The sequence below is a fragment of the Mesorhizobium sp. WSM4823 genome (assembly GCF_055811195.1).
In genome coordinates, this window is sequence record NZ_JBVVQL010000003.1 from 194,503 (window position 1) to 208,243 (window position 13,741).

A 13,741-nucleotide genomic window follows, 5' to 3' on the forward strand; every position below is an offset into this window, starting at 1 on the left:
GCTGGCATACTACACTACTGGTACTTAGCCGGCTTATTGGAGGGCTTTAGGCGGCGATCTTGAGCGCCCCAGGCCCCGGAATGGCACCGGGCGGGCACTTGCCCAGGATGATCATGCCGAGCACCTCGTCCTGGGTCACATCGCTCGTCCGCGCCGTGCCAACCACCTGACCGTTCTTCATCACGCAGACGCGGTCGGCAAGCTCGAAAACATCGTGGATGTCGTGGCTGATCAGGAAGATGCCGATGCCGTCGGCCTTGAGCTGCATCACCAGTTCGCCGACCTGCGCGGTTTCCTGCGGCCCCAGTGCGGCCGTCGGCTCATCCATGATCAGGATGCGGGCGTTGAACAGGATGGCGCGTGCGATCGCCACCGACTGCCGCTGCCCCCCGGAAAGCTTGACCACCGGCTCCTTGAAGCGCTGAAAGCGGGGATTGAGCCTGCCCATCACCTTGCGCGCCTCGGCCTCCATGGCGCCATCGTCGAGCGTGCCCCAGCCGGTCATCAGTTCGCGGCCGAGGAAGAGGTTGGCGGCGGCGTCGACATTGTCGGCGAGCGCCAGCGTCTGGTAGATCGTCTCGATGCCATATTTCTTGGCGTCGCGCGGATTGGAGATCGAAGCCTCCTCGCCATTGACGAAGATCTGGCCCGAATCGCGCTTATAGGCGCCGGACAGGATCTTGATCAGCGTCGACTTGCCGGCGCCGTTGTGACCGAGCAACGCCACCACCTCGCCCGGGAAGAGATCGATCGACGCATCGTCGACGGCGCGAATGCCGCCGAAGGCAATCGAAATGTTGCGCATATCGATCAGTGGCGTGGGAGCAGTCGTGTCAGCCATAATCGCCTTCCTTAAACGCGCTTGCGGTAGACGGTGTCGAGCCAGACCGCGATCACCAGGACGGCACCGACGACGACGCTCTGAAGCGGTGAATCGATGCCGAGCAGCACCATGCCGGACTGCAGCGACTGCATCAGAAGCGCGCCCAGCATGGCGCCGAGCACTGTGCCGGAGCCGCCGGCCAGCGATGTACCGCCGATGACGGCGGCGGCGATGACCAGCAACTCGTCCAGCGTACCCAGCGCATTGGTCGACGCATTGAGGCGAGCCGATGCAATCGCCGCGCTGATTGCGGCCAGCACGCCCATGATCATGAACACCTTCATCGTCACCCAGCGCGTGTTGATGCCGGCGAGCTCCGCCGCTTCCGGATTGCCGCCGATGGCAAAGACATAGCGGCCGAAACGCGTACGCTTGGTAATGAATGTCATGACGATGCCGACTGCGACCGCGATCAGCACCGGTATGGCGATGCCATGGGCGATGAACAGCCCGCCTTCGGGGACGGTGATGCCGTTCCGTTGGGCGTATTGGCGAACGATGCCGACCGGCCAGGGATAGGAATTGGCGATCCAGACGGCGCCGAGGATGGCGGCGCAGGCAACAACACCAAGCAAGCTCTCCGCCCAGACGGGGCGCAGTGGAAATTTGAACCGCTTGCGCTGCGACCGGCCGTTGAGCAGCATGAAGGCGACGGCCATACAGGCCAGAATGCCGACGATCCAGCTTGCGGTTGCGCCGATCGAGCCACGCGGCCCGCCCCCCATGAGCTGGAAGGTGGCGTCGAGCGGCGCGACGGTGCGCCCGCTGGTCATCAGCCACGCCATGCCGCGCCAGATCAGCAAGCCGCCCAGCGTCACAATGAAAGCCGGAACCTCGAGATAGGCGATGATGAAGCCCTGGAGCGCGCCGATCATGAGGCCGAGCACCACGCCGGCAGCAAGTGCGATGATCCATATCCAGGGATTTCCAACCTGAAATCCCAAGACGCGGATGAGGAATTCGGCCTGGGCCACGCCCATCACCATGCCGATCACGCCTTCGACGGAGCCGACCGAAAGATCGATGTTGCGCATTACGATGACAAGAACCATGCCGGTCGCCATGATCGCGACCGAGGAGGTCTGCACCGACAAGTTCCAGAGATTGCGCGGCGTGAGGAAAAGCCCGCCCGACAGGATGTGAATTCCAACCCAGATGACCAGCAGCGCGCCGACCATACCGAGCATGCGTATATCGAGCTCGGTTGCCTTGAGGAACCGCCCGACTGCGCTGAGCTCGGATTCGCGCGCCCGGTCTTCGGCCGTGTTGGCCACCGGTGAGTTGGATGCCGTGTCGGTCATGATGTCCTCCGACCGGGTTGCCGTCTGGCGCGGATGCCGGAACAGGATGCTATTTGCTTTCCCCAGTCATTTAAAGCGGAAGTCATTTGAAGTGGAAAGCCTCTCGAAAAACGCCGCGGCCTGACAGCCGCGGCGTTCGTTTCCCTGCGAAGTTGTCCAGATCAATTGCAGGCCGCAACGCTGCCTGCGGCGACGCCTGCACAGACTTCGTCCTTCTTGATCCAGCCGGCGTCGATGACAACGTTGAGATTGTCTTTGGTGATGGCAATCGGTGTCAGGAACAGCGACTTGACGGCATTGCCGCCCGGCGTGGTGAAGTCCTTGACGCCCGCAATGTCGGTCATCTGCTTGCCATCGGCCAGCTGCGAAGCGATCTCGGCAGCGTTCTTGCCGAGCTCGCGCGCGTCCTTCCAGACCGATACGGTCTGTGTGCCGAGCGCGATACGGTTCAGCGCCGCATGATCGCCGTCCTGACCCGATACCGGGACGGATCCGGCCAGGCCTTGCGCCGTTAGTGCCGCGACGACGCCGCCGGCGGTGCCGTCATTGGCGGCAACCACCGCGTCGACCTTGTTGTCGTTGGCGGTCAGGAACTGTTCCATGTTCTTCTGGGCATTGGCGGGAAGCCAGCCGTCCGTATAGGCCTCGCCGACATTCTTGATCTTGCCGCTGTCGATGGCATCCTTGAGCACTTCCATGGAGCCGGCGAACAGGAAATCGGCATTCGGATCGGCGCCGGAACCCTTGATGAAGACGTAGTTGCCCTCCGGCTTTACCTTGAACACTTCGCGGGCCTGCATGCGGCCGACTTCCTGGTTGTCGAAAGTCAGATAGAACACGTCCTTGTTCTCGATCAGCCGGTCATAGCCGACGACCGGAATGCCTTCGTCCAGGGCCTTCTGCACCGCCGGCCCGATGGCCGAGGCATCCTGCGCCAGGATGATCAGTGCATTGGCGCCCTGCGAGATCAGGCTTTCGACATCGGTCAGCTGCTTACCGGGATTGGACTGCGCATCGGCTGAAATATACTTGTCGCCGGCGGCCTCGATCGCCGCCTTCATGGCGGCTTCGTCGGTCTTCCAACGCTCTTCCTGGAAATTCGACCACGAAACGCCAATGACCTTGTCCTTGGCCTGTGCGACCGATGCGAGCGTCAGCGACATGGCGACCCCCGCCAGAATGGCGGCTGTGAATCTTTTCATGATATTCCTCCCTGCACCGCGTGCGGCGCGACCAGACTGACCCGAGGGTCGGCACAAAGGCTCTATTTTTTCGAGCCTCGAAAAAACACTGATCCAACGCCGAAGCGCTGTCAACATCAATTCTGATGGATTTTGATGGCTTTCCGGCTTTTTTTCGAGCCTCGGAATAAACCGTGACAGCGGCTTCTGCTTCTGCCACTATTTGTCCGACATTATCGACGGCTTCCGATTTATGAGTCGCCGCGGTGACAGGGAGGAAGCAACAGGATGTCGGTTGGAATCCGTCATGACGATTTGCGCCGGCGCAACCGGGCGATGGTGATTTCGGCCGTACGCCGGGCCGGCCAACCATCGCGAACCGAGATCGCGGCAACCACCGGCCTCAGCCATTCGACGATATCGGCGATCTGTTCAGACCTGATCCAGGAAAGCATCCTGACCGAGAGCAGGGCGAGCGAGGCCGTTTCGCTGAAACGCGGCCGGCCGCAGGTCGGCCTCGGCCTCAATCCGGAAGCGGCAGCGGTGTTGGCCGTCGTGTTGTCGCTGAATTTCCTGTCGGTCGCCGTCATCGATTATGCCGGACAAGTCGTCGCCGAGGAACAGCGCCGGCTGGACACGCTGACCATGTCGCGCGACGAGCTGATCGGCGAATGTGTCGCCATCGTCCGGCGACGGCTCGAAGATCCCGGCCTCGACGTCCAAAGCGTCGCCCGCATCGCACTGGCGATCCAGGGTATTACCGATTCCCATGCGCGCGCCATGTTGTGGTCGCCGATCACGCCGCAAACGAACATCGCTTTCGCCGACATTCTTGAACGCGAATTCGGCATCCCGGCCATCATGGAAAACGACTGCAACATGATGGCCGTGGCGCTGCGCTGGCGCGACCCGGATCGCTACCGCAACGATTTCATCGCCATCCTGCTCTCACACGGCATCGGTATGGGGTTGGTGTTGAAAGGCGAATTGTTCACCGGCACCCATTCCTCAGGCGGCGAATTCGGCCACATGATCCATCGGCCGGGCGGCGCGCTTTGCCGCTGCGGACGGCGCGGCTGCGTCGAAGCCTATGCCGGGAACTACGCCATCTGGCGCAATGCAAGGCAATTGAGCGAGAATGCCGAACCGGTCGCCGATGTCAGCGATGCCGACATGCGGGCATTGGCGGCACGGGCGCGCGAGGCGGACGGACCGGAGCGCGAAGCCTACCGCAAGGCCGGCGAAGCGCTCGGCTTCGGGCTAGGCAGCCTGTTCGCGTTGATAGATCCAGCGCCGGTCGCCATGGTCGGCGCCAGCGCTGCCGCCTTCGACCTGATCGAGCCGGCCCTGCGCGAAGCCATCGCCCAGACCGCCGGCGGCCAGCATTCGGGTTCCATTTCCTTCGACACCGAGCCGAACGAATTGCCGCTGATCCGCGAAGGCTGCGCCATGCAGGCGCTGAATTTCGTCGACCAGGAGATTTTCGCGCCGGGCGCGCAAGGAAAGTCCGGCACGAGCAGGAAGGACGTGGCCTGAGTTGACCCGAAAGAGCGCGCGAATTCCTAACTTCGTCATCCCTGGGCGAAGCAGGAGCGAAGCTCCGTCGCGGAGACCCTGGGATCCATGCCGTAACCTTAGCCGAGGAGTGCAGCGGAGCAGAATTCTGGATCGCAGCAGCGCACTTAAGTCGCCGCATGGATCCTGGGGTCTGCGCCGCGTCGCTTCGCTCCTTGCTCCGCCCCAGGATGACGAGTGAGGAGCGTTTCGGCTAATCGCAGAGCATGCGATCCGCACGCCCGACCTGTCAGAACTTACGCGCCGAGGAACTAATCTTCCCTGATCGCATAGCCCGCGCCGCGGATGGTGCGGATGACATCGGGCATGCGACCATTGTTGACCGCCTTGCGCAACCGCCCGACATGGACGTCCACCGTGCGTTCATCGATGTAAATCGTCTCGCCCCAGACATTGTCGAGCAACTGGCTGCGCGAGAAGACGCGACCGGGGTGCCGCATCATGAATTCGAGCAGCCGGAATTCGGTCGGCCCGAGCCGGATCTCGCTCTTCTTGCGGTAGACCCTGTGCGATTCGCGATCGAGCATGATGTCGCCGACCTTCAGCACGCTGGACAGCACTTCCGGCTTGGCGCGGCGCAGCAGCGCCTTGACCCGGGCCATGAATTCCGGTGTCGAGAACGGCTTGACCAGATAGTCGTCGGCCCCGGTCGAGAGGCCGCGCACCCGGTCGCTCTCCTCGCCGCGCGCGGTCAGCATGATGATCGGCAACCGCTCGGTTTCGGGACGCACCCGAAGACGCCGGCAAAGCTCGATGCCGGAAACTGCCGGCACCATCCAGTCGAGCACCAGAAGATCGGGCACGTTTTCCTGCAGCCGGATTTCGGCCTCGTCGCCGCGTGTCACCACCTCGACCTGATAGCCTTCGGATTCCAGATTGTAGCGGAGGAGGACGCCCAGCGGCTCTTCATCCTCCACCACCATGATGCGCGGCGCGATCATCGATCGGTCACCCCCGTCATGTCGCCGGCGCCGTCGTCGTTTCGTCGAGCTTCGGGCGATCCGCCGGCAATTGCTGTCCGGTCACGACATAGTAGGCGTTTTCGGCGATGTTGGTTACATGATCGCCAATACGCTCGAGATTCTTGGCGCAGAACAGAAGATGCGTGCAGGCGGTGATGTTACGAGGGTCCTCCATCATGTAGGTCAGGAGCTCCCGAAAAACCGCCGTGTATTTGACATCGACCTTCTCGTCGGCGGCGCGTAGTTCCTTCAACGCGTTGGCGTCTCGCGACACGTAGTGCTCGACCACGCCACGGAGCTGTTCGAGAACGAGATCCGCCATTGCGTCGATACCATGCGAGAGATTACGCGGCGTGGCGCTCTGTCCGACTGCGCTGACCCGCTTGGCTATGTTCTTGGCCAGGTCGCCGATGCGCTCCAGATCGCCGGCCATCCGGATTGCGCCAACCACGGCGCGCAGGTCTTGCGCCATCGGCTGCCGCTTGGCGATCAGTGTGATCGCGCTGTCGTCGAGCTCGCGCTGCCGGGCATCCATGATGGCATCGTCCGAGACGACGCGCTGCGCCATCGCATTGTCTGACGCGAGCAATGCGCGGATCGACGCAGCTACCATCGCGGCGGCAAGCTCGTCCATGTCACGGATCAGCCTGTCGATGTGTTCCAATTCCTCGTCGAAGGAGGCGACGGTATGTTCACCCATGATGCTGTCCTCGTGTTCGAATTCGCCGCCGGACCGCTCAGCCGAACCGGCCGGTGATGTAGTCCTGGGTGCGCTTGTCGTCGGGGTTGGTGAACATCTTGTCGGTCGCGCCTTCCTCGACCAGATAGCCGAGATGGAACATCGCCGTTCGCTGCGACACGCGCGCTGCCTGCTGCATCGAATGGGTGACGATGACGATCGTGTAGTTTTGACGCAGCTCGTCGATCAGCTCCTCGACGCGGGCGGTGGCGATCGGATCGAGCGCTGAGCAGGGCTCGTCCATCAGGATCACTTCCGGCGACACCGCGATGGCGCGCGCGATGCACAGGCGCTGCTGCTGTCCGCCGGAAAGGCCGGTGCCCGACTCGAGCAGGCGATCCTTGACCTCGTTGAACAGGCCGGCCTTCTTCAGGCTCGATTCGACGATGCCGTCCAACTCCGCCTTGCTCCTGGCCAGACCGTGAATGCGCGGACCGTAGGCGACGTTTTCGTAGATCGACTTCGGAAACGGGTTCGGCTTCTGGAACACCATGCCGACGCGAGCCCGCAGCTCGACGACGTCGATTTTCGGGTCGTAGACATCCTCGTTGTCGAGCGTGATCTTGCCGCTTACCCGTGCGATGTCGATCGTGTCGTTCATTCGGTTCAGGCAACGCAGAAAGGTCGACTTGCCGCAACCCGATGGGCCGATCAACGCCGTCACCTGGTTCTCGCGGACATCGAGATCCACGTCGAACAGAGCGCGCTTCTCGCCATAATGAACAGAGACCTTTTCGCCCTTCATCTTGATCGAAGGTTCGTTGGTTCCGCTATTCAGTTTCTGTTCGACGCTGGCTTCCGTCATGATGTTCATATCCTCTAACTCCTTACCAGCGCCGCTCGAAGCGCCTGCGCAGTATCACCGCTATGGCATTCATGATGACCAAAAACACCAGCAAAATCAAAATCGCCGCCGAAGTCTTCTGCTGGAATCCAGCTTCCGGGAAATCGGCCCACATGAATATCTGCACCGGCAGGATCGTCGCGGGATCGGTGAAGCCGCCGGGAATGTCGACAATGAAGGCGACCATGCCGATCATCAGCAACGGCGCGGTTTCGCCCAGCGCATGCGCCATGCCGAGGATGGTGCCGGTCATGATGCCCGGCATCGCCAGCGGCAGGACGTGATGGAATACGGTCTGGACCTTGGACGCTCCGATGCCAAGAGCTGCCTCGCGGATCGACGGTGGCACCGCGCGCAGCGAAGCGCGTGAGGCGATAATGATGATCGGCAGGGTCATCAATGCCAGCACCATGCCGCCGACCACCGGGGCCGAGCGCGGCAGGCCGAAGAAATTCAGGAATACGGCAAGTCCAAGCAGGCCGAAGACGATCGAGGGCACCGCCGCCAGATTGTTGATATTCACTTCGATGATCGTCGTCAGTCGATTCTTGGGTGCAAATTCCTCAAGATAGATCGCCGCCGAAACACCGATCGGGAATGCGATGGCGAGCGTCACGATCATGGTCAGGAACGAACCGACGACCGCGCCCCAGACACCAGCCAATTCCGGCTCGCGGCTTGCGCCGGTGAAGAAGAAGATCGAGTTGAACCGGCTTTCGATCAGGCCGGCGCTCTTCAGCGTATCGAGCCAGACGATCGTCTTGTCCGAAATCTTTCGCGATGCTTCCGGCGTATTGATGACGCGCAGGAATGCCTGGCCACTCGCGGCGGGCGTCGTGCTGTCGAGCGCCTCGATCACCGTGCCCTTTGCGATCGCCGTCCCGTTGGCCCCAGGCGACAGCGCGGTCAGCTTGACCGTGCCGCCATTGAACGCGACCAGCAGCGACGACGCGCCGCTCGTCAGCATGAGCATGCCGTTTTCGCCTTCGGTCGCACCATGGCCGCGCGCCAGCGCCAGCATGGCATCGTCGCCGAAGGTCAGATCGATGTCGCCGCTGGTTTGCGAAGGCGTGACGCTTGTCGAAATCGCTTCGTCCGAACCGACGTCGGCAAGCAAACCCTTGAGATAAAGATCGGCAAAATCGTCAAGTGGGACCGCATAGTCCACCGTTTTTCCGAGCATCCCCGGATCAGCAGCGATATCTTTGCGCAGGAACACGCCTGTGCCCGTGGAAATCAACCCGCGCAGCAGGCGCTTGTCCTGACGGCTCGTCACATCCGGAAATTTTGCCGTAAGCGCTTCCTGGGCGATGGCGTCGTAGTTGACGGCATCGAGTTTCGCCGGGTCGACCTTGGCCGCCGAAAGATCGATCGGCAGCGTCAAATAGTTCTGCCGCAGCGCCGGGATCGCCTGCGTGACGATCGTCGACAGAAGCAGCACAAGGAAGAGGCCGGCCAACGCGACGGCTGCGGCGCCAAGCCATTTGAACCACGTTTCCGTGCGGTAACGGCCCTTCAGCCGCGCCTTCGCGGCATCGTCGGTATGAATGCTGACGGGGCGTCCGACGACGCCGAATGACGAGATCGCATCAGTCATATTGTTCTCGGTATTTCTGGACGACGCGCAAAGCGACGATGTTGAGGGTAAGCGTGATGCAGAACAGCACCAGGCCGAGCGCGAAGGCTGCAAGCGTCTTGGCGCTGTCGAACTCCTGATCGCCCACAAGCAGCGTCACGATCTGCACCGTCACGGTGGTGACGGCTTCGAGCGGGTTCGCCGTGAGATTAGCTGCCAGCCCCGCCGCCATGACCACGATCATGGTTTCACCGATTGCGCGGCTGACGGCGAGCAGCATCGCCGAAACGATGCCCGGAAGGGCCGCGGGAAGGATCACCTTTCGGATGGTTTCAGACTTGGTCGCGCCGAGGCCGGCGGAACCGTCCCTCAGCGATTGCGGAACGGCGTTGATCACATCATCGGAAAGCGAGGAAACGAAGGGAATGATCATGATGCCCATGACCACGCCTGCGGCGAGCGCGGATTCTGACGCAACGTTGAGGCCCAGGCTTTCGCCGAGACCACGGAAGTAGGGTGCAACCGTCAGCGCGGCGAAGAAGCCATAGACGACAGTCGGAATGCCGGCGAGGATTTCCAGCACCGGCTTTGCGACCGCGCGGACGCTTTTGGAAGCGTAATCCGAAAGATAGATCGCAGCCATCAGCCCGATGGGCGCAGCTACCAGCATGGCAATGAAGGTGATGAGCAACGTGCCGGCAAAGAGCGGCACCATGCCAAAAATGTCCTGGTTGACCGCCCCGGCTTCCGCTCCGGCGCCGGTAAAGGCGCTCTGTGGCGACCAGTGCGTGCCGAACAGGAATTTATAGAGCGGCACCTGTTGGAAGAACCGCAAGGATTCGAAGATGAGCGACAGGACGATGCCGATCGTCGTCAGGATCGCGACCGCCGAACAGGTGATCAAGAATGCGCGAAGAACGCGCTCGACCACGTGGCGCGCCCGGTAGGCCTGTGCGATGCGCGAATAGGCCCAGTAAAATCCGGACGCGGAAAGCAGAAGCGCGACGGCCCAGATGATCCAGGCGCTGGTCGCATGGATCGATTTGTAGACGGCCGCGGCTGCCTCTTTCGTAGGATCGGCGAAGCCGACAAGCCCGCCAAAGGCCATCGCACGAGCGTCGCGGATGAAAGCTTCGACTTGCGGAATGCCCATTCCCGACAACTCGGCGGAGAAGCGGTCGGCGACGATTGACGATTCAATTCCCGGCGTCACCATCGACCACAACACGATCGCAAGCAGCGCGGGACCGGCAGCAAAGAGCGCCAGAAACATGCCATGCTGCCCAGGCAGCGAATGCAGCCGCGCGACGTCGCCATTGACACTGGCAATGGCGCGTGTGCGGCCTATCCAATAGGCCGCAGCAGCCAAAACTAACAGAAGAACAACGAGATAACCGACCATGATTCAGGACGTCCCCTCGACCGCCGGCCATCCACCGGCTCAAAGCACGGGACGTTGGTCCCGCGCTTTGTGCTTTAGAGCATGAGGATCAGAGCGGATATTTGCCCGGACCCCGAAAAAATCAGGAGCCCATGCCCTTCAGGGCCTTGGCGTTTTCGGCCCACGTGGCGCGCTCGGCGTCCGGCAGCGGGATCAGACCCTTGTCGGCCAGATAACCCTCAGGACCCCATGCACCCTCCGAGGTATACTCGGCGATGAACTCTTGCATGCCGGGGATGACGCCGACATGCTCTTTCTTGGCATAGATGTAGAGCGAGCGGGAAACGCCATACTTGCCGGATGCGATGTTCTCGAAGGTCGGCTCGACGCCGTCGACCTTGTGGCCCTGCAGCTTGTCCGCGTTCTGGTCAAGGAACGAGAAACCAAAGATGCCGAAGGCATTGGGGTTCGCTTCCAGCTTCTGGACAATCAGATTGTCGTTTTCGCCGGCCTCGACAAAAGCGCCGTCTTCGCGGATTTCGCCGCAGCCCTTTTCATTAGCCGCCTTCACTTCTTCCTGGCAGGCCGCGTCCATGACGAGTTCAACGAACGCGTCGCGCGTGCCGGACGTGGGCGGCGGGCCAAGCACTTCGATCTTTGTCGCGGGAAGCGACGCATCGACATCCGACCAGTTCTTGTAGGGGTTGGGAACGACCTTGCCGTCAACGGCGACATTCTTGGCGAGCGCCTTGAAAACCTGTTCCTTGGTCAGATCAACGACAGTGCCTGCCTTCGAGTTGGCGAGCACGATGCCGTCGAAGCCGACCTTGATCTCGACCGGTGTCACGCCGTTTGCCTTGCAGGTTTTGAGCTCGCTGTCCTTGATGGCGCGCGAGGCATTGGTGAAGTCGGCGGTATTTTCGCCGACGCCCTGGCAAAACAGCTTCATGCCACCGCCGGTGCCAGTCGATTCAACGACCGGGGTCTTGATCTGGCCGCTCTGGCCGAGCTTTTCGGCGACAGCCGTGGTGAAGGGGAATACTGTGGACGAACCGACGATTTGGATCTGGTCGCGCGCGGCGGCATAACCAGCCGACGCGGCGAGCGCAAGCGCCGCGGCCGACGCCGTAAGGAGGAATTTCTTCATGTGGCCTGCTCCTGTTCGGAAGATGGTCTCTCGGCGCCTTCCTTCGGCGCCCGCTGAGGCCAATAGCCCCCGATTATTACAGTCTCATGACAGTTTGATGTCAGCCCGGTAACGCCGCACAGCCATGCCGAAAAGGTAGCGTTGCGAGTCTCGCTGACGCAGCCGCGGTTTGCCGCTGGAATCAGCAGCTTGCACGATTTCCAGCCGCCATCCCTCCTCGACAGGCGCTGCAGATGGCGTCGAAAAAGAAAATCCGGGCGGGAGCGCGTTGCATGCGGCCAAAGGAGGTCATGGGCCGCGCCATCGCCGAAACAGGTCCGTTGGGGTAAATCTGACCCTGTTTCTTGCCGGCGGTCGCTGCTCCCGCCCGTAACTGGAGGAGCGGAACTCGAATATGCCTATTGTCCCAACCGGCGCGCGCTTTGGTATGGTGCGATCGCACCATAGTCTTGCTCCCCGACGCGTCGCCGAATCTCGGCTGAACTATACAGCCTGACGGGATTCCTATACGCGTTGCGCTGGATTTCTCCGTCCGCACCATGCCCGCGCTCGACATTTCGAGCAAGGCTCTAGGGCTGATGGGCTTGGGAAGCTAGCCGTCCATGCCCGCATCCTGGCATCGTTGGCAAGCTCCTTTCGGTGCGTGCGCGGTGACGTCGACGATCGGCATGCCTATCGCGGTATTCCGACGTTGTCGGCAGAACCGAAGCCGCGTTATAAACCCTGTAGGGGTATTGCCGATGTTGGGACGGATCCTGCCTTTTTTCCTGTGCCCGATGCTGATATTCGGGAGCGGCTGTTCGCGCAGCTATGACGGCAGCGTCATCATTCCAAGGCCGCTCGATGTCCGGCGGTTCTGGGACAGGCAGCTGCAGCCGCAAGCCGAGCAGCCGCAGCTGCAAACCGATGTGTTTCCTGTAGCGCCCGAAATGCCGGAAAGCGCGGCGACCCGCAGAACCAACACCCCCGCCGCGTCGAGAAGGCGCATTACCAGGATCTCCAACGATCGGCCGGCGCCGTCATCCGAGCCAGCAAAACCGCTCACCTGCAAAAACGTCAGCCAGCCTGGAAAGCGCGTCCGCATGGTTTGCGAATAGCGGGATCAGTTTTCTGGGAAAAAAGCCGGCCCGACCACCCTTACCGGCCGCGTTTCGGTCAATCTTTCGATCGACTGATGTTGGGCGGCGCCTTTGGCTTCCACATTGAGAGCCGTGCCATCCGGAACTTTGGCCTCGAGCACCGGAATTTCCGCAACGGCGGCCACATCCGGCTTTATCGTCGGCAATGGAATGATGGCATTGGCCATGTTGGCCGGCGTTACCGTCCGTGCCCTGAGTTCGGCGACACGCTTGTTGTAACGCTTGACGTCACACGCCTCGAATTTCGCGTCCTCCCGGTACCTGAAAGCGGTCGCAAGCTCCGTATAGGGTCTTCGCGTTTCGATAGCGACCATTTCTTCGGTCTCACGGCTGGGATCTTCCAGCGTGTAGAGGTCGACGCCGGCATCCTCGCAAATGTAACGGCACTGATCGACAGTTTCCGTCAGATCGTCTCTTTTGGCGAACTGCGATTTTGGTGCAGGGAAGAAATATCCGTCCGACAGGCGCACACAATACAGCATCGGACCGCTGGCATAGTTCGCGCCAGTGGACCGGTTTTTGGGCGCCGAGCGCTGTTGCGCTTGCTCTTCCCGTTCCTGCCTCTCCTGCTTCTTGGCGGTCGTGCAGCCCAGGGCGACGAACCTGGCCCGCAGACCGGACGTATTCCGGCCCGAATTCGATGCGGCCGCAATCCGGCGTTGCACCTCCGCCTTACTCCTGACGAGATCGGCACAGGGGTTGAAAAAGAATCCGACCAGCGAACTTTTGGCCGAGCATTGACGCTGTTTCTCCAACCTCTGGATCGCAACAAGCTGCCGGCGAAACTGCGCAAGCTGCGGGCTCGACCCGCCGCGATCGGCCGAACGCATCTGGCTTCTGATCGCACTGCAACTATCCGCGTATGAAGAGGAAGTGCCTAGCATAAATGCCGTCACCAACACCAGCATAAGAAACATGCCAGACCAGAAGCGTATCACCGGAACGACCATTGCCCTTGTCTCCGCCGAGAACCTGGAGCCGCATTCTTTGTTGATCATGAATAAGGATTCTCT

General features: G+C 61.5%; 12 protein-coding genes. 2 read left to right on the forward strand and 10 right to left on the reverse strand.

Translation table 11 applies throughout. From position 1 onward, the window contains the following. Positions 1-46: 46 nt before the first annotated feature. The 3 genes from AC0L26_RS09595 to xylF all read right to left on the reverse strand — a co-directional run bounded on the left by AC0L26_RS09595 (position 47) and on the right by xylF (position 3,386). The gene (locus AC0L26_RS09595; RefSeq protein WP_473632315.1) at positions 47-841 is read right to left on the reverse strand and encodes an ATP-binding cassette domain-containing protein; all 795 of its coding nucleotides are present in this window, start codon (positions 839-841) and stop codon (positions 47-49) included. 11 nt (positions 842-852) lie between these two features. Next, positions 853-2,184 (reverse strand): sugar ABC transporter permease, encoded by a 1,332-nt coding sequence (locus tag AC0L26_RS09600; protein WP_473632316.1) that lies wholly within the window; start codon positions 2,182-2,184, stop codon positions 853-855. 161 nt (positions 2,185-2,345) lie between these two features. Then, complete coding sequence (gene xylF, locus AC0L26_RS09605; RefSeq protein WP_354492897.1) at positions 2,346-3,386, reverse strand: D-xylose ABC transporter substrate-binding protein; 1,041 nt, start codon at positions 3,384-3,386, stop codon at positions 2,346-2,348. A 267-nt stretch (positions 3,387-3,653) separates the two neighbouring features. Here xylF and AC0L26_RS09610 point away from each other — a divergent pair, with 267 nt between their 5' ends. Next, on the forward strand, positions 3,654-4,901 hold the full coding sequence (locus AC0L26_RS09610) for an ROK family protein (protein WP_473632317.1): 1,248 nt from the start codon (positions 3,654-3,656) through the stop codon (positions 4,899-4,901). A gap of 290 nt (positions 4,902-5,191) precedes the next feature. On the opposite strand, the gene phoB is transcribed toward AC0L26_RS09610, so the two are convergent. The 6 genes from phoB to AC0L26_RS09640 form a co-directional block, all read right to left on the reverse strand. Beyond that, the gene (phoB, locus tag AC0L26_RS09615) at positions 5,192-5,881 is read right to left on the reverse strand and encodes a phosphate regulon transcriptional regulator PhoB (RefSeq protein ID WP_031254097.1); all 690 of its coding nucleotides are present in this window, start codon (positions 5,879-5,881) and stop codon (positions 5,192-5,194) included. 16 nt (positions 5,882-5,897) lie between these two features. Continuing rightward, positions 5,898-6,602 (reverse strand): phosphate signaling complex protein PhoU, encoded by a 705-nt coding sequence (gene phoU, locus AC0L26_RS09620; RefSeq protein WP_352927850.1) that lies wholly within the window; start codon positions 6,600-6,602, stop codon positions 5,898-5,900. Between the two features lie 37 nt (positions 6,603-6,639). Further along, complete coding sequence (gene pstB, locus AC0L26_RS09625) at positions 6,640-7,455, reverse strand: phosphate ABC transporter ATP-binding protein PstB (protein ID WP_352927853.1); 816 nt, start codon at positions 7,453-7,455, stop codon at positions 6,640-6,642. Positions 7,456-7,468: 13 nt separating this feature from the next. After that, positions 7,469-9,082, reverse strand: coding sequence for a phosphate ABC transporter permease PstA (gene pstA, locus AC0L26_RS09630; RefSeq protein ID WP_473632318.1), 1,614 nt, complete (start codon positions 9,080-9,082; stop codon positions 7,469-7,471). After that, on the reverse strand, positions 9,075-10,463 hold the full coding sequence (gene pstC / locus AC0L26_RS09635; RefSeq protein WP_473632319.1) for a phosphate ABC transporter permease subunit PstC: 1,389 nt from the start codon (positions 10,461-10,463) through the stop codon (positions 9,075-9,077). Before pstC ends, pstA begins: the two co-directional genes overlap by 8 nt. Positions 10,464-10,584: 121 nt before the next feature. Beyond that, entirely contained in the window at positions 10,585-11,589 is a 1,005-nt protein-coding gene (locus tag AC0L26_RS09640; RefSeq protein ID WP_354492892.1) for a PstS family phosphate ABC transporter substrate-binding protein, read from the reverse strand. Between the two features lie 602 nt (positions 11,590-12,191). On the opposite strand from AC0L26_RS09640, the gene AC0L26_RS09645 reads away from it, so the two are divergent. After that, a complete protein-coding gene (locus tag AC0L26_RS09645; RefSeq protein ID WP_473632320.1) occupies positions 12,192-12,686 on the forward strand; it encodes a hypothetical protein in 495 nt (164 codons plus the stop codon). A 5-nt stretch (positions 12,687-12,691) separates the two neighbouring features. On the opposite strand, the gene AC0L26_RS09650 is transcribed toward AC0L26_RS09645, so the two are convergent. Beyond that, a complete protein-coding gene (locus AC0L26_RS09650) occupies positions 12,692-13,726 on the reverse strand; it encodes a DUF2865 domain-containing protein (RefSeq protein WP_473632321.1) in 1,035 nt (344 codons plus the stop codon). Positions 13,727-13,741 lie beyond the last annotated feature (15 nt).